Annotated in this window: 15 protein-coding genes; 2 read left to right on the top strand and 13 right to left on the bottom strand. The window is 57.3% G+C overall.

All coding sequences use genetic code 11. The features are described from left to right. Nucleotides 1–69: 69 nt before the first annotated feature. The 6 genes from AC2FHW_RS01945 to AC2FHW_RS01920 form a co-directional block, all read right to left on the bottom strand. Nucleotides 70–666: a YceI family protein gene (locus AC2FHW_RS01945; RefSeq protein WP_271946653.1), complete on the bottom strand. Its 597-nt coding sequence runs from the start codon at nucleotides 664–666 to the stop codon at nucleotides 70–72. After that, nucleotides 663–1,877 carry an MFS transporter gene (locus AC2FHW_RS01940; protein ID WP_271946656.1) on the bottom strand — a complete coding sequence of 405 codons (1,215 nt, stop codon included), beginning with the start codon at nucleotides 1,875–1,877 and terminating at the stop codon, nucleotides 663–665. The genes AC2FHW_RS01945 and AC2FHW_RS01940 overlap by 4 nt, the downstream gene beginning before the upstream one ends. Nucleotides 1,878–1,938: 61 nt before the next feature. Continuing rightward, nucleotides 1,939–2,565, bottom strand: a complete 627-nt coding sequence (locus AC2FHW_RS01935; RefSeq protein ID WP_271946659.1) for an ImuA family protein — start codon at nucleotides 2,563–2,565, stop codon at nucleotides 1,939–1,941. Nucleotides 2,566–2,613: 48 nt separating this feature from the next. Continuing rightward, nucleotides 2,614–3,195, bottom strand: a complete 582-nt coding sequence (locus AC2FHW_RS01930) for a retropepsin-like aspartic protease family protein (RefSeq protein WP_496821353.1) — start codon at nucleotides 3,193–3,195, stop codon at nucleotides 2,614–2,616. 40 nt (nucleotides 3,196–3,235) lie between these two features. Then, a complete protein-coding gene (locus AC2FHW_RS01925) occupies nucleotides 3,236–3,856 on the bottom strand; it encodes a MarC family protein (protein WP_142634274.1) in 621 nt (206 codons plus the stop codon). Next, nucleotides 3,853–5,706 carry an ABC-F family ATP-binding cassette domain-containing protein gene (locus tag AC2FHW_RS01920; RefSeq protein ID WP_496821352.1) on the bottom strand — a complete coding sequence of 618 codons (1,854 nt, stop codon included), beginning with the start codon at nucleotides 5,704–5,706 and terminating at the stop codon, nucleotides 3,853–3,855. Before AC2FHW_RS01920 ends, AC2FHW_RS01925 begins: the two co-directional genes overlap by 4 nt. 106 nt (nucleotides 5,707–5,812) lie before the next feature. Between AC2FHW_RS01920 and AC2FHW_RS01915 the strand changes: the two genes are divergently transcribed. Both AC2FHW_RS01915 and ndk read left to right on the top strand, forming a co-directional pair. Further along, a complete protein-coding gene (locus AC2FHW_RS01915) occupies nucleotides 5,813–7,015 on the top strand; it encodes a multidrug effflux MFS transporter (protein ID WP_271946668.1) in 1,203 nt (400 codons plus the stop codon). Nucleotides 7,016–7,132: 117 nt separating this feature from the next. After that, nucleotides 7,133–7,555: a nucleoside-diphosphate kinase gene (ndk, locus tag AC2FHW_RS01910; RefSeq protein ID WP_142634270.1), complete on the top strand. Its 423-nt coding sequence runs from the start codon at nucleotides 7,133–7,135 to the stop codon at nucleotides 7,553–7,555. A gap of 54 nt (nucleotides 7,556–7,609) precedes the next feature. Here the strand turns inward: ndk and AC2FHW_RS01905 are convergent, their stop codons facing one another. The 7 genes from AC2FHW_RS01905 to AC2FHW_RS01875 all read right to left on the bottom strand — a co-directional run bounded on the left by AC2FHW_RS01905 (nucleotide 7,610) and on the right by AC2FHW_RS01875 (nucleotide 16,898). After that, a complete protein-coding gene (locus AC2FHW_RS01905) occupies nucleotides 7,610–7,957 on the bottom strand; it encodes a TfoX/Sxy family protein (protein WP_496677805.1) in 348 nt (115 codons plus the stop codon). A 74-nt stretch (nucleotides 7,958–8,031) separates the two neighbouring features. Then, the gene (locus AC2FHW_RS01900) at nucleotides 8,032–9,402 is read right to left on the bottom strand and encodes a sensor histidine kinase (protein WP_271946675.1); all 1,371 of its coding nucleotides are present in this window, start codon (nucleotides 9,400–9,402) and stop codon (nucleotides 8,032–8,034) included. After that, nucleotides 9,395–10,075, bottom strand: coding sequence for a response regulator transcription factor (locus AC2FHW_RS01895; RefSeq protein WP_142634264.1), 681 nt, complete (start codon nucleotides 10,073–10,075; stop codon nucleotides 9,395–9,397). The genes AC2FHW_RS01900 and AC2FHW_RS01895 overlap by 8 nt, the downstream gene beginning before the upstream one ends. A gap of 183 nt (nucleotides 10,076–10,258) precedes the next feature. Then, nucleotides 10,259–11,695, bottom strand: coding sequence for a Do family serine endopeptidase (locus AC2FHW_RS01890; RefSeq protein WP_496821351.1), 1,437 nt, complete (start codon nucleotides 11,693–11,695; stop codon nucleotides 10,259–10,261). 753 nt (nucleotides 11,696–12,448) lie between these two features. Next, entirely contained in the window at nucleotides 12,449–13,048 is a 600-nt protein-coding gene (locus AC2FHW_RS01885) for a nucleotidyltransferase family protein (protein ID WP_496821350.1), read from the bottom strand. A 31-nt stretch (nucleotides 13,049–13,079) separates the two neighbouring features. Continuing rightward, nucleotides 13,080–15,497 carry a GcvT family protein gene (locus tag AC2FHW_RS01880; protein WP_496821349.1) on the bottom strand — a complete coding sequence of 806 codons (2,418 nt, stop codon included), beginning with the start codon at nucleotides 15,495–15,497 and terminating at the stop codon, nucleotides 13,080–13,082. A 93-nt stretch (nucleotides 15,498–15,590) separates the two neighbouring features. Further along, on the bottom strand, nucleotides 15,591–16,898 hold the full coding sequence (locus tag AC2FHW_RS01875) for an HlyC/CorC family transporter (protein WP_142634257.1): 1,308 nt from the start codon (nucleotides 16,896–16,898) through the stop codon (nucleotides 15,591–15,593). Nucleotides 16,899–16,932 lie beyond the last annotated feature (34 nt).

Raw genomic sequence — 16,932 nt, 5'->3', positions numbered from 1 at the left:
ATGGGCTCAGATTGCGATATTTCCAGCGCGGTGCGCGCGGCTTATCGACTTTGTGGCGTCGTTTTTGATCTATCCAGTCTTTTTGATCTTGGCCCGGATATCAAGGCCAACAGTTTCCTTTACGAGGTCGGAATAACCCGAGGCGCCAAATTCGTGACGGTTCAGTGAACCGCTGAGTTGGATGGAGAGGTTATTCAAGTTGTCTCGGGCGCTGCCGGGCGGGCGAAAAATATTGGCGCGCAATGTGATTGGTCGCGTTACGCCACGCAAGGTTAGATCTCCTGTGATCTCGGCCCCGTTCGAGATACGTCCACCGTTGCCAAGCTGAATATCGGTCGAGGTGAAATGAATTGTGGGAAATCCTGTGGCGTCCAGAACCCCAGCGCTGAGCATCGGTTTGCGGGCGAAGGGCAGGTTGGTGCGCGCCTTGGCGACGTTTAGCGAGACATCCACCCGGCTGTTGGCCAGGTCGGTCATGTCAATTCGGATATCTGCGGATCGTATCGGCATGGTTCCGGACTGTGTGATGCCGGACAGCTCGAACGTAAAATCTACGGAAGTGCCATTGCGGACCAGTTCATAGGGACGCAACCCGGCCAGAGCCGGGCGCGCAAATGGCAGGGCGGTCAACCCGGACAGTACAGCGCGCCTTGTCAGTTGGGTCATATCATGACCTCCTGCCTGCGGGGCCGCGATCGCCTTAGCAACATCAGCAGGATAACGATGTTCAGCCCGTTCCAGAGGATGCCATTGATAAAGGCCAGTTGATAATTTCCGGTTAAGTCGTAAATCCACCCGGACATCCATCCGCCCAGTGCCATGCCCATGATGGTCATCATCATGACAAAGCCAACGCGTGCTCCGGCCTCTTGCGGGGGCATATATTCACGTACGACCAGCGCATAGCTGGGGACAATGCCGCCCTGCGCCAGACCGAACATGAGGCTGATAATGTAAAGTGAGGCCATCCCGTCATAGGGCAGGAACAGAAATAGGGCGATACATTGCAGGAAAGAGCCGACCAGCAATGTCATCAACCCGCCCAGCTTGTCGGCGACCAACCCCGAGATCACTCGGCTGACCACGCCGCCCAGCAACATCAGCGAGAGCATCTCGGCCCCGACCGCCGGGCCATATCCGAGCCCGACGCAGTAGGACACGATATGGACCTGCGGCATCGACATGGCCACGCAACAGCCGATTCCGGCCAGACCAAGAACGTATTGCAAGCTGCGCGGCGATATTCCCACGCTGCGCGCGTTGATCTGCGCATTGGCGGCGGCGGTCTGATGGGCCTCGATCGGGACTTGCCGGCGCAGCAGCAGAGACAGGGGGATGACAACGAGCAGCGTTATGACCGCCAGCGTCAGATAGACCTGCTGCCATCCCTCACGTGCAAGGATGCCTGACAGAAGCGTTGGCCAGATCGCCCCGGACAGGTAGTTTCCGCTGGCAACCAACGCCACCGCAATCCCGCGGCGTTTCATGAACCAGTGTGAGATATCTGCGATCAGAGGGCCAAAACCAACAGCCGTGCCCAGCCCCAACAGCAGATGGGCCAGTGACAAGAGCAGCATATTCGGCGCCCATGTTGCCAACAGATAGCTGACCGCGCTCAGAAGGGCGGCACCGATCAGTGCCTTGGTCACGCCCAACCGATCAACCAGCTGCCCCAGCCACATGTTCCCCAGTGCAAACCCGATCATCGACAAGACATAGGGAAATGAGGCTTCGGCCCGACCGGCGCTGAATTGCGCCTCGATCGCGGGCATCACGACGATTACCGCCCACATGCCCACATTCGCCACCGTAGCGATTGCGAGGGTGATCAGAAGGCGAAGCCAAGAATAGCGGCTGTCATGGATTGGATGGCTCATACCGGAACGCTAGGGTTGGATGTGGCACTTGGCTAGTCACAAGTGCCGTGAGGCGCGTAACTTATTCACCCCAATACACATCTTGGGCCTTGATCCGCGTCAGGTTCAGCCCGGCATGTGGCTTGGTCTGGGTGGCCTGCCAGCTGACCGGGGGTAGGGCGCGGGCGCGACGGCGGGTCAGGGTCCAGCAGGGAACCCCGGCGTGATGATCCGCAGCCATGTGCCAGCGGGTTTCAACCCCCTGTGCGCCGCCATCGCCAGGGGTCAGTAACAGGCCAAGCGGGGCTGGCCCCATCGTGCCGCCTTGTTCCGCGGCCAGATGCATCCGTCGGACCGGCGTCAGGCCGGGCGCCTCGGGCAGATCGCAGATCACCAGTGGGGTTGCCCCGCTGCGCAACGCTTCTTCCATGCACCACAGCAGGTCCTCGGCATGGTTGGGGCGGGCAAACAGGAACCGAGCAGGATCGGCAAAGGCCATCATCCCGCCTGGGTGCAACTGGCTTGCCTCCCACGCGGGGGAAATCCACAACACCGGCCCCTGTGCCTGACCGGCCAACCACATGGCAAAGCTGCGCCGGGCGGGGCCGCAGGCCTCGTGCACGCGGGCCAGTTGCAGGGTGATCTGCGGATGGAGATTCAGCCCTGCCATTTGTCGTGCGGGTTTGCGGCCAAGAAGATGTGTGGACATGCTATTACTCTAGCATGTTCTTATTATGTTCTCAATATCGAGAGGGCATCAGCGCGACAGGATCAGACGCCCATCCGCGAATTGAATATTCGAGAACCGGTGCAGGTAATCCATGCCCAGCAAGGACTGATCCAGCGCCCCTTCATTCACCCAGGCCGAGACATTGCGATCCGTGATCGGCCCCAGTTCAAGGCTGTCCAGCCGTATCGGGGCGGTGCGCACCTCGCCATTGGCCGTCAGGGCCCGCCCGAAATAGTTCAGCTGATCGGGGTCAACACCGATGCGTCTTGCATCCGCCTCGTTCAACACAATCTGGCTGGCGCCGGTATCGACCAAAAAGGTGATGGACACTCCATTGACCAGAACCGGTAGATAGTAATGCCCGTCATAGGCGCGCGGCACCTCGATGCTTTCTCCGGTCACGGTCATCTGCGGGGCAGGGCCCACAGTGCTGCGGATATCGCCCCACAGTCCATAGGCGGCAATGATGCCGATAAAAATAAACACCCAGGCCAGAGCCTGTTGCAACGTTTTGTTCAGGCTTTGCCGGTTCTGAGAGATAAACCAGGCCACGACCGCTGCGCCCAACAATCCAAGATAGGCCAGATTTGCAATGCTGTCGCCGTCCATACCGCTACCTTACTGCGTCACTCGAATCCAATATGGGGATTTATGACGCAAATCCAAAGGCTTTTAGCCCATCCAAGATAAACTGAACTGACAAGGCCGCCAGCAGCATGCCCAACAGGCGGGTCAGCACATTCAGCCCGGTCTTGCCCAGAATTCGTGCCACCGCGCCTGAAGACAGGTAGGTGACGAACACCATCGCCACTACGATCAGCATCATTCCGATCACCACGGCCAGACCCTCAATGCCCGGATGCTGCCCGGCCAGCAGGATCATTGTGGCAATCGCGCCGGGTCCTGCAATCAGGGGAATACCCAGCGGAAATACCGAAGGATCAGGATGCTCTTCTTCTTCGGCGCTGTTTTCGCGCCGCTTGGTGCGCCGTTCGAACAGCATGTCCAGCGCTGTGAGGAACAACAGAACTCCGCCCGCAACGCGGAACGCCTCCATCGAGATGCCAATAAAGCCCAGAACCGCCTCGCCGAATGCGGCGAACATGGCCAGAATCCCAGCCGCCGTCAGACAGGCGCGCACCGCTATTGTATAACGCGCATGCCGATCCATGCCTTGTGTCAGGGCCACAAAGATCGGCGTTTGTGCTGGCGGATCAATGACCACAAGCAATGTTGTAAACGAGGTTATGAGAAAGGCTGTATCCATCATGCTGCGGTCTCTGCCTGTTCCAACCGCTCTGCTGCAACCACCCAAAGCGCCTCGGCTTTTTGCATTGCCTCGACCACCTCGGAAAATTTCCGGTTCCAGGTCGCCAGGTCGTTGATCTTGTCGTCTTCATACAAACTGGGGTCAGCCAGTTTGGCCGAGAGTTTTTCGTGCATATCCGTCAATTTCTCGATCCGTTCCTCGCATTTGCGCAGATCGGCGCGCAGGTTCAGAACCGCCTCGCGCGATGGGCGTTTGGGCTTGGCCGTCAGCGGCTTTTCCTTAACAGGTTTGTCGCGGCCCAGCAGTAGGGACCGATAAGATTCCAGATCCCCGTCAAACTGTTTGACGGATCCGTCCGAGACCAGCCAGAGGTGGTCCGCCACCAGCGAAAGCAGGTGCATGTCATGACTGACCAGCACTACAGCCCCGGAATAGGCGGTCAATGCCTCAACCAGCGCCTCGCGGCTTTCGATGTCCAGATGGTTGGTCGGTTCGTCCAGAATCAGCATATGCGGGGCGTCGATGGTGGCAAGCAGCAGCGACAGGCGCGCCTTTTGTCCGCCGGACAGCCGCCCGACCTTGGTTTCTGCCTGATCGGCATTCAATCCGAACCCGGCCAAACGCGAGCGCCACTTGCCCGGAGCTTCATTCGGGCGCAATCGGCGCAGATGATCCAAGGGCGTCTCGTCCACATGCAGCTCATCCACCTGATGCTGTGCAAAATAGCCGATGCGCAGCTTGGTGCTGCGGCTCATCTTGCCAGCCATCAACGGCAGACGATCAGACAGCAGCTTGGACAGGGTCGATTTGCCCTGACCGTTCTTGCCCAGCAGCGCGATACGGTCATCCTGATCAATGCGCAGGTTCAGTCTGCGCAACACCTCGGTCTCGCCGTATCCCGTCACACCGCCTTCGATCTGAATGATCGGGGGCGACAGTTCTTCGGGTTCTGGGAAGGAAAAAGCGCGCAGAGCAGCCTCTTGCGGGGTCGAGACCAACTGAATTCGTTCGATCATCTTCAGGCGCGACTGGGCCTGAACTGCTTTGGACGCCTTATAGCGAAAGCGATCCACGAAGCTTTGCAGATGTGCGATGCGCGCCTTGGCCTTGGTGTTTTCCGATTCCGCCTGTGCCAGACGTTCGGCGCGGCGTTCCGCGAATTTATCGTAAGGCACCGCGTAATAGGTCAGCTTGCGATCTTCCAGATGCAGGATCGACCCCACAGCGCGGTTCAGCAACTCGCGGTCATGGCTGATGATGATCACCGTGTGCGGATATTTCGCCAGATAGCTTTCCAGCCACAGAGCGCCTTCCAGATCCAGATAGTTGGTCGGTTCGTCCAGCAGCAACAGATCAGGCTGCGAGAACAGCACCGCTGCTAGCGCGACGCGCATGCGCCAGCCGCCGGAAAAGTCCGAACAGGGTTTCAGCTGATCCTCGTCATCGAACCCCAACCCTTTGAGGATCGAGGCTGCGCGCGCTTCGGCCGACCAGGCGTCGATATCGGCCAGCCGGGTCTGAATATCGGCGATGCGTCCGGGGTCGGTGGCACTATCGGCTTCAGTCATCAACGCGCTGCGCTCGGTATCGGCGGCCAGAACGGTATTGATCAGTGAGGCATCGGACGAGGGCACCTCTTGCGCCACGCCACCAATACGCGCCCGTTTCGGGACAGCGATACTGCCCGATTCCAGCGCCAGCTCCCCCCGGATCAAGCGAAACAGGGTGGTCTTGCCGGTGCCATTGCGCCCCACTAGTCCAACCTTGTGGCCATCGGGGATGGTTGCGCTTGCGCCCTCGAACAAAGGGCGGCCTTCAACGGCATAGGTGATGTCTTGAATCCGTAACATATGCTGCTCTTAGCAGAGCCGTTATGCCGCCGCCAGCAGCTTGCATGTTCAACCGGCATTCAATGTGTTAGCGCTGTTTTGCCTGAAGTTTTCACACGGTTCCATCATGCATACAGCCCGAACACCTCCGTCGTTGGTCACGCTGGTCTTTGCCACGGCGTTGTCGGTGCTGACGCTGAATATGTTCCTGCCATCGCTGGCGCATATGAGCGTGGACTTTCAGGTGGATTACGGCCTTATGAATCTGGCGGTTGCGGGATATCTGGCGGTTTCTGCTGTGCTGCAACTGATCATGGGTCCTCTGTCGGATCGATATGGGCGCAGACCGGTCCTGTTGATCTGCATGTCGATCTTCGTGGTCGCATCCATCGGCTGCGTGCTGGCTGGGTCAATCTGGGTGTTTCTGGGTTTTCGCCTCATTCAGGCTGTGGTCGTCGCCGGGTCTGTGCTGTCCAGCGCCTCAATCCGCGACCGCTATCCCCCCAACGAGGCGGCCAGCAAGCTGGGCTATGTCGCAATGGCTATGGCGCTGGCGCCAATGCTGGGACCGATGTTGGGCGGCGCGTTGGACATGCTGTTTGGCTGGCGCTCGGGGTTTGTTCTGTATTCCTTACTTGGCACCGGTCTGCTGGCTTTGCTGTGGTTTGATATGGGAGAGACCAATATAAACCGCGCCCCAACATTCGCGGCGCAGCTGAAGGAATATCCGCATCTGTTCCGCGCCCGAAGGTTTTGGGGTTATGCCCTATGCGCGGCGTTTTCGATCGGTGGTTTTTTCAGTTTTATCACCGGTGCACCGTTGGTTGCAGCTGCTTGGTTTGATCTGAGCCCCGCGATGCTGGGTCTTGGGATCGGCATTATCACCGGCGGGTTCATGGTCGGGAATTTTGTTACCGGCCGATTGGCGGCGCGGACGCAGTTAACAACGATGATCCTGATAGGGCGGAATGTGGCCACGGCAGGGCCGCTTTGCGGGCTGCTTCTGTTTTGGGTCGGGCTTGGTACGGTTTGGGTCTTTTTCGGCTCAGCCATCTGTGTCGGTTTCGGCAATGGACTGACCAACGCCAATGCATCGTCGGGCGTGATGTCGGTTCGTCCCAAACTGGCAGGCAGCGCGGCGGGCCTGTCAGGTGCAATGATCGTTGCGCTGGGGGCGGTTCTGACGACGATCACCGGCGCCTTTGTCAGCCCTGAAAACGGACCTTTTCTTGTGCTTGGCATGATGTGCGGGTGTAGCTTTATCGGCCTTCTGGCCGTGCTCTATGTTCGTCGGATCGACAGTCTGGACCCGTTGCCCAGCACATTGTGACCGGCAAAGCGCCGGAGCAGGGCATCATAACACTTTTCATAAGCTACAGACCATGATACGCGGCCCGCGATGGATTTCGGCGCGGGCCCCGCGCCCTATTTTTAAGGAGAGGCCGACATGGCACTGGAACGCACATTCTCGATCATCAAACCCGATGCAACCCGCCGCAACCTGACTGGCAAGATCAACGCCAAGTTTGAAGAGGCCGGTCTGCGCATCGTTGCGCAAAAGCGCATTCACATGACCAAAGCACAAGCTGGCAAGTTCTATGACGTCCATGCCGAGCGCCCGTTCTATGACGAACTGTGCGAATTCATGTCGTCCGAGCCGGTTATTGTACAGGTTCTGGAAGGCGAAGGCGCCATTGCCAAGAACCGCGAAGTCATGGGCGCAACCAACCCCGCAGATGCGGCCCCCGGCACCATCCGCGCCGAGTTCGCTGAATCGGTTGGCGAGAACTCGGTCCACGGTTCAGACGCACCGGAAACCGCAGCGGTTGAGATCGCCTATTTCTTCTCGGGCATCGAACTGGTCGGCTAATCTGCTTTAAGATCAAGCCTATAAAGCCGCTCCCGGGGTCGGGGGCGGCTTTTTCTATGCGGGTTTCAAGTCGTCCGAAGATACCCGGACGCCGATCGCATCCAAGTCGGCAATCATCTTCGTCTGCGGCGCAGTACCGTTGCTGGCTTTGATTGCGTCGAACCTTTGCCGCAGGGCTTTTTTCTCTTCGCCTTTGCAATCGTTCCAGGGGCGGCCTTGCAGCCCCATCACCAAAACATAATAGCCGATGAAATGAGGGCGCGATCCTGCCTGCAAGAGTTTTGCATAGGCCGCGTCGGGGCCTATCTCGCGCAGTTGCTGGGCCGAGTGGATACCGGCGCGCGCGCAAGCCTGTTCATAGGCCGGGCCGAGATTACGGATAGTTGAGATCGGGTCAGACATAATCGACGTTTTAACCGGTGTCAGAATTACTGTCACCCGATCCTTTTTTACCTTTGCGGTTCATGATCACCGGATCAGGGTTTGCGCGACAGACGAATAGTGGCTTCAAGGCCCGGATCACAGTTGCGGGCGTCGAACATGCCTTTGTGCATATGCGATATCGCTGCGACCAAAGCCAGGCCCAGACCTGCATTGCGCTCGGTCCGGGCGGGATCGAGTGTCACAAAGGGCATCTGCAGACGGGCCAGATCGTCCTGTGGTACACCGGGGCCGTGATCTCGCACGCTGAGGTTGGTATACAGGCCGTCATCCGCAATATTGATCGTGATGGTCGAACCATCAGGCGCGTATCGCAGCGCATTTTCTAACAGGTTGGACAGTGCCTGAGACAAAAGGGGGCGGTGGCCGGGAAGGGGGGCAGTTGACCCTGTAACTTCAAGTGTTACGCCCTGATCCGTGGCAACCGGATCATAGAGCTCGACCACGTCCGCCACGAGTTGCTTAAGGTCGACATCTTCGAACTGCTCTCGCCCGACACCTGCTTCGGCACGCGAAATCTCAGTCAGTTGGCCCAGTACCCGCAGGACATGATCAACCTCGGTCGTCGCGCGCGCGATGTCGATTTCGCGATCCTGTTCGGATTTGCGGCTATCTGACAGGGATTCGACCCGCTGTTTCAACCGCGACAAAGGAGAGCGTAGATCATGCGCGATCGAATTCGAGGTCGTCCGTAGATTGCTGACCAACTCCTCGATCCGGTCCAACATCGTATTGAGCGTACCTGAAACTTGATCGAATTCATCACCGGTCCCGCGCAAGGGCATCCTGCGCGACAGGTCGCCTGAAACGATGTTTTCTGCGGTTGAGGCGATGTCAGACAAGCGCGAAAAGACGAGCCTGGTAAACAGCCAGCCTGTCAGGACGCTCAGCGCCAGCGCGATTGCCAGCGCGAAGCCGACCGAGCGTAAAAGAACACGGTCAAACTGCTGTCGTGCCAACGCATCCCGCCCGACAAGCAGGCGTTCTCCGCCCGGCAGACGAATGGATGCAGCCGAAATTGGCACCAGCTGTTCGCTGTCCGAGCGTCGCAGCTCTAGTTGGACCCAACCACTTCCGGCAGTGATGTCATCGGGCCATTGTCTCAGGTTGCCAGCCAATTTCGTCCCGTTGCGGTCGGTCAACAAGTAGAGGGCATCCCGTTCAGAGGCGGTGGGAATACGGCGTTCGATGGCTGTCAGCAAACCGATGAGCCCGCGCCTTTCGTATTCATCGGCCAGACCGGTCAATTCCGCGGAAACCACCGAGCGGGTTTCGCTTTCGATACTGCGATTTGCGGTGACATAGACAAGGGCCAGCACGGTGGCTGTCAGCAATGTGCTCAGAACCATGCTGGCCAGAACCAAACGCGTTCTGGAATTATTGAACGAAAGCCGTAGGTTATCCATCAGATATCATGTAACCTGCGCCCCGGACTGTTTCAATCAACGGGATCTCTCCGCCTTCATCCAATTGGCGGCGCAGTTTCGAGATATGGACGTCAACCACATTGGTGTTCGGGTCGAAATGATAATCCCAGACACCTTCCAGCAACATGGTGCGTGACACTACGCGGTTCTTGCGTCTCAGGAAGAATTCCAAAATCTGAAATTCACGCGGTGTCAGGGTAATCTCTCGCCCGTTGCGGGTGACTTTGCGGGTCAGCAAATCCATATCCAGATCGCGGCAGGTCAGGGTTGGGTTTTCCTCAGATTCCTGCGGGCGTCTTAACAGAGCTTCGATCCGCGCATGCAGTTCCTGAAAAGAGAACGGTTTGACCAGATAATCATCTGCACCGGCCCTCAGGCCTTTGACTCTCTCATCGACCGCGCTCATTGCGGTTAACATCAGAACCGGAGTTTTCAGACCCGCTGCGCGCATGGATTTGATCAGTGACAGGCCGTCTAGACCGGGCAGCATTCGGTCCAGAACGATGGCGTCAAAGCCACCATCTGTGGCGTGATACAGCCCTTCGCGCCCATCCGCGGCCTGTTCGACGACATATCCTTCCTCGCTGAACCCTTTTGCTATGAATTCCCGGGTGTCTTCATCATCTTCAACGATCAACAGGCGTCGGCTCATGATCTGAAATCCTTTCTACCGGAACTTAAACACAATTTTTCAAACAAAGTACAAGATTTGACCAGTTTAGATGCCGGGTGCGTCGTTGCGCACCCGGCTGCTCCGGCAGATTGCGGACAATTCAATCATGCCAGAGAGGCGCCCGCCAGATCTCCCCATCACGTGGCGCGCGCAGGTGTTCGATCAGGCGATTTCCACCGCAACAAAGATCTGGTTGCCGCCACGGTTGATCAGGACAAGCGCGGGATCAGTTTTTTCGCTGTCCAGCGCGTCTTTCAGCGCGTCAGGAGTGGCCGTGTCCTGGTTGCCCAGCTTCACGATCACGTCGCCACGCTGAAGACCGGCTTTGGCTGCAGGGCTGTCCGGTTTCAGGTCCGTGACGATCACACCGTCAATATTCTCGGCCACGCCCAGTTCCGCACGGTTGGTTTCTGTTAGTGGTGCAACGGTGACGCCCAGGGCGGTGCCCGAAATGCCTTCATCCACTGACTTTTCCATTTCGGCCGATGCGGACTGATGCTGTCCGATCGTCAACTTTATGTCTTGCTCACTGCCGTTGCGTAAAACTGTAAGCGTGCTTTCTGTTCCAACCTTGGTAGTTCCGACAAGGATCGGCAGGTCGCTGCTGGACGCGACGGGTTCGCCGTTAAAGGTCAGGATGACGTCGCCCTGTTCCAGGATGCCTTCGGCAGGGCTGTTGGCAACAACGTCCGAAACCAATGCGCCGTTTGAGGCATCAATTCCCATCGCCGCAGCGATCTGAGGGCTGACATTCTGGATTGACACACCCAGCCAACCGCGGCTGACCTGGCCATCATCGCGCAGATCCGCGGCAATATGGTCCACAATGTTCGACGTGACGGCAAAACCTAACCCGACCGACCCACCGCTCGGGGAATAGATGGCCGAGTTCACGCCGATAACCTCACCATCCATGTTGAACAGCGGGCCACCGGAATTGCCTTTGTTGATGGCCGCATCCGTCTGGATGAACTCGGCATAAGGTCCCTGCGAAATATTGCGGTCCTTGGCCGATACAATCCCGGTCGTCACGGTCGAGCTGAGGCCAAACGGGTTCCCGATGGCGACGACATCCTCGCCCACACGGATTACATCGCTATTGCCAAGCTCTACGGCCTGAAGTGGCTCGCCCGCGTCGATCTTGAGAACCGCGATATCGGTCAAGGGGTCGGTACCGATCACCTCAGCCTCAAAAGTTCGGTCATCATTCAGGCGCACGGTCACGGTCGCGGCATCGTCGACCACGTGATGGTTCGTAATGATGTACCCGGCTTCATCCAGCACAAAACCTGACCCCAAACCCTGAGAAGGACCACGACGGGGGGCATCGAACCCTTCAGGCACGCCAAAGCGTTTGAAGAATTCACCGAATGGTTGGCCTTCGAAATCAAACTGCTGTCCATTTTTCGGGCCCTTGGCGGCGTTTTGTTCCGCGATGATGGTCACGACAGAAGGTGACACGCTCTCAACTAAATCAGCCAGCGCTTCGTCAGCTTTCGAGGGCAGGGCAGTCGTCGCCAACAATGCCGCACTCAGCGCTGAGACGCCTAGCCAGTTTGATGTGCGTGGCATAAGAAGAGAGGATTTACGGATGCTCATTTTGGTCTCCTGATTGAAGCACGCGACACTGGCCGCGCCTTGGATCAAGAGATGCTGCATCAGTCTGTGACTTTCCTGATTGGTTGGTTAATAAATCTTAATTTTGCCACAAACGAGAGGCTCTATCCCGGCGTCGGGTGGCAAAGATTCGCGGAAATCTTCCGAATCATAAGGTGAGAATCGGTGGATTGTTGCCTGTTCGGCAGTCAAATGATGATTTTAGTTGAATTAAATCTGTTTGATAAACAAAGCGAGCGCTCAGAAATTGATGGATTTATGACACAGCCATTGGTTGTGAGTTGATCTGATGTCATAGGCTGAATTTGCCGGAAACATATCATATTATGAACATGTTATATATATGGTCTGTGATAAATGGAGTGTACTTGCATTTAGATTTTCTCGGACGAACAACCTATAGTAGAAACACATTGAGAGAAATGTTGCGTAAAAACCAAACTGATACATCAGAAAATGCAAGTTTAGGCCAATTTTACGTTGTTTGAGAGCATCTGATAGGTGACGATGGTCTTGCCCAAGCGAAGGGAAGTCGGCGGCACTAGGGGGTGCCAACGGCTTGTCACAGTCTCTGGAAGCGCTGAGCGGCATGTTAACGAGGGGGTCTTGTTTAGGTTCGGTTGCGGAATATTCGGAATGCCTAGTGTGTTCTGGACGCGCTTTCAGGATCAGTGAAAAGTGGTAGTCCTTAATTGGGTAACCGGCCCGGTCTTCATTGACCGGGCCGTACTCGTTTTAACTGTTGCGATTTTTGGTCCAGATATCCCATGCTTCGGGCGTGTCCAGATCCAGCACGGCATGTTGGCCGGGGAGCACACATAGATGGACCTTGTCCGGATGGTCCCGAACCACAGATTGTGCGCCTTCGTCTCCGGTCAGGCGGCTGATCTGATCGAACAGGAGACGGCTGAAGATCACAGGGTGGCCAGGCTGTCCTGACGCGGTCGACCCGCGCCAGATCAGCTTATCCGGATACGCCTTAGTTGCCTTGATCAGCGTCTGAAGGTCATCCAGAGTGATTTCAGGCAGGTCAGCTAGCAGAACCATGACGGCTTCGGCCTCTTGCCCAACTGCGGACAGAGCCCCTCGTAAGCTGGCATTCATACCTTCCACCGCATCTGCGATTTCGACCAGATGCAGGTCCAGCCCCTGCAACACGTCGTACCTGGGATGAGGCTTGGACGGCAGGGCAACAATAACCGACGATGCGGCCCGTGCTGTCTGGGCGGAACGGAGCAGCAGCGGGCAGCCATCAATTTCTTGCAGCAGCTTATCTGCGCCTCGCATACGCCGGGATTGTCCGGCGGCCAGAAGGATGATGGGTATTTGCGTCATGCGCCGACAATGCAGACGTATGAAAGCAGTGTCATCCCCTCATACGCGCGCCATCGGCGTCGAATAACGGTTCTGAGATCACGCGTGCCTTGCACAACTGGCCAAGTATTTCGATTTCTGCTTCCAGCCCGTCCGCAGCGCGGTCTGTTGGTAGAAACCCCATGGCAAAGGACTTGCCTGCATAGTGTGAATAGCCACCCGAAGTGCAAAACCCGGCGACCTTTCCGCCCAGCCAAACCGGCTCATACGCGTTGACATCAGCGTCCTCGGCATCAACCTCGAACGCAACCAGTCGACGGGCAGGGCCAGAGGCGCGTTCAGCCTCGGCAGCTGCGCGGCCAATGAAATCGGCGTTCTTAGAGAATGAAATGAACCGATCCAGACCGGTTTCCGCGGCTGTGTAATCAGGCGAGAATTCTCGCATCCAGGATCCAAAGAACTTGTCCAGACGCAGGCTCATCATCGCGCGCATGCCAAATGGAACGATGCCGCGTTCTTGCCCGGCCTGCCATAAGGTCCACCACAACTGCCTTTGTGCCATGGGATCGCAGTAGATCTCGTACCCCAAATCGCCGGTATAGCTGACGCGCTGGACGATGCAGTCGGTCATCCCAACGGTCATGCGGCGCAGATCGAGGAACCGAAATCCGCTCAGGTCATCACGGGTGCAGGCCGCCAGAACCTGCGTGGCTTTTGGACCGGCGATCTGGAACCCGTTCTGCCGATCGCTGATGTTTTCGACAGTCACGCCATTCTGCGCATTTTGCAGGAACCAGCGCATGTGAAACGCCTGAGAGCCGTAGGAGGCGGTCAGACGGAACTCGGTCTCATCAAGACAGGAAACGGTAAAATCACCGATCAGCTTGCCCTTTGGTGATAGCATCGGGGTTAGCGACACGCGGCCCGGTTTCGGGATTCGACCCGCCATGATCCGATCCAGCCAATCGCGGGCAGCAGGTCCAGCAATGCGGTATTTGCCAAAATTGTGCACTTCGTTGATGCCAACACCTGATCGCACGGCCCGAACTTCGCGCCCGGTGGCATCGAATGCGTTGGATCGGCGGAACGAGGGCGTTTCATAGCCGGGTTCATCCCCCTGGGCGAAGTAATTGGGCACCTCAAGCCCGTATTGCTGACCCCACACAGCACCAAGATCGGTAAAGATATCATACATCGGCGTTGTGCGGGCTGGGCGGGCTGCCGGCAATTCCTCGTTCGGATAAGAAACGCTGAACCGCTTCTGATAGTTCTCGATGACCTTTGGACGGGTATAGCCCGGGCTGATCCAATCCCCGAACCGCGCCACGTCCATCGCAAAGACGTCGCGCTCTGGCTCGCCCTCAATCATCCATTGCGCCAGTGTCAGACCAACGCCGCCGCCCTGGCTGAACCCGGCCATCACGCCGCAGGCCGACCAATAGTTGCGCAACCCCGGAACCGGCCCGACCAGAGGATTGCCGTCCGGTGCAAAGGTAAACGGCCCGTGGATCACCGATTTCACACCAGCCTCGGCCAAAACAGGAAAGCGGCGATAGGCGAATTCAATACTTTCGGTGATCTTATCGAAATCATCGGGTAGAAGCTCGTGACCGAAATCCCACGAGGTGCCGTCGACAGCCCAGGGCCTGCAGGTTTGTTCATAAAAGCCGATGCACAGACCGCGTCCCTCTTGCCGCAGATAGCTTTCGCCGGCGGGATCCATGACATGGGGATGTTCGCCACCTGCGTCGATAAGTGCCTCAATTTGGGGGATCGAGTCGGTGACCAGGTACTGATGTTCCATCGGATGCAGCGGGAAATAGACACCGGCCATGGCGCCAACCTCGCGCGCCCAGAGCCCACCAGCGTTGACCACATGTTCGGCATGAATCGTGCCCTTGTTGGTGACCACATCCCAGGTGCCATCGGGGCGCTGATTTGTTTCGTGCACCATGCAATGGGTTTCGATTGTTGCGCCGCCCATCCGCGCCGCTTTGGCATAGGCATGGGTGGTTCCGGACGGATCAAGATGCCCGTCCAGCGGATCATAGAGCGCGCCGATGATGCCGTCGGTATTGGTGATCGGTGCGATTTTCCTTATCTCTTCAGGGCCTACGATTTCGGTCTCTAACCCCATAAAGCGGTGCTTGGCACGTTCGGCCAGGAGCATGTCAAACCGGTCGCGGTCGTCGGCCAACGTTATGCCGCCAACGTGGTGCAGGCCACAGGACATGCCGGTGATCTCTTCCAGCTCTTTATACAGCCGGATCGTATAGCCTTGCAGTGCGGCCATATTAGTGTCGCCGTTCAATGTGTGGAAACCACCCGCCGCGTGCCAGGTCGAGCCACTGGTCAATTCGGACCGCTCCAGCAGCATCACATCCGACCAGCCCAGCTTGGTCAGGTGATAAAGAACCGAACACCCGACAACGCCGCCACCGATTACAGCTACCTGAGTTGTTGTCTTCACGTCACAGACTCCCCTTGCGATATAGTCAAAGCCTGCAATCGCAGAACCAGGGATACTGTTCCGTTCACGACATAGGCTGTCGCGGCGAGAGGATCAGAGTGGACGGATCTTCAGCTCTGTGATCCTGTTGCCTTCGCGCGCGACGACTTCGAATCTGAAACCGTGGAACGAGAATACCTGTCCCGTGATCGGGATCATCTGCGCTTCGTGGATGACCAGACCGGCCACGGTATTGGCCTCTTCGTCGGGCAAAGACCATTCCATCGCGCGGTTTACATCGCGGATCGTCATGGCGCCTTCAACAAGGTACTGGCCGTCTTCGGTTCGCGTTACCGGGACGTCCTCATCAATGTCAAACTCATCAGCAATCTCGCCGACGATTTCTTCGAGGATATCTTCAAGCGTGATCAGTCCCCTGAGTGAACCATATTCGTCGACCACCAGCGCAAAATGGCTATGCATCCGCAGGAATTCCCGCATCTGATCGTCCAGAGTGGTCGTTTCAGGCACAAAATAAGGGGCGTTCGCTACCTTTGAGACATCGAACTCTTTCAATCGGTTGTTTTCACGTTCGCTGCTTCCTGCATGGGCATACATAGCGCGGAACAGGTCTTTGGCGTGAACAACCCCAACGATGTTTTCTGGTTCGTCCCTAAAGACAGGCAGGCGTGTATGGGGGCTTTCAAGGCATTGTTTCAGGATCGCCTCGGGAGCGTCATCCGCATCAACCATCTCGATATTCGAACGATGGAGCATGATCTCTTCAACCGCGCGTTCACCCAGATCCAAGGCGCCCAGAATACGGTCACGGTCTTCCTTCTCGACCACGCCTTCGGAATGGCCCAGATGCAGGGCCCCAACGATTTCGTCGCGCACGGCCAGAATGTTGCTGTCCGGGTCGATCTGTACACCGAACAGGCGTAAAACTCCCCGTACCAATAGGCGTACGGCCGAAACGACCGGTGAGAATAGGGTGACAACCACGCTGATGATCGGAGCAACGGCGGATGCCGCTTTTTCCGAATTGGTTATGGCATAGGTCTTGGGCAAAACTTCAGCAAAGATCAGAACCAGCAAGGTCATGACCAGGGTTGCCAATGCTACGCCGCTTTCGCCAAAGAGGCGCGTGAACATCGCTGTGGCCAACGAGGCCGCAAGAATGTTGACCAGGTTGTTGCCCAGCAAAACCGATCCGATCAGCCGTTCGTTGTCGTCGGTGATGTCCAGCGCCTTCTGCGCCCCGCGCGACCCTTTGTCCGCCTGCGCCCGCAGCTTGCCGCGTGACGAGGCCGTCAGAGCCGTTTCAGAACCCGAGAAAAACCCCGATAAGAAGAGCAATAGCAATATGGCACCGGACGTAAGCCAGAATGTGCCGTCGATCAGAGAAGTTGAGGGTTCCATCGGTCCTTAGCTGCTTGTGTTTCTGCGTCTGTTA

It is taken from the genome of Ruegeria sp. YTSA108, from assembly GCF_059610185.1.
The sequence above is the reverse complement of the archived record's forward strand: the minus strand, read 5'-3'. Positions and strand labels throughout refer to the sequence as shown.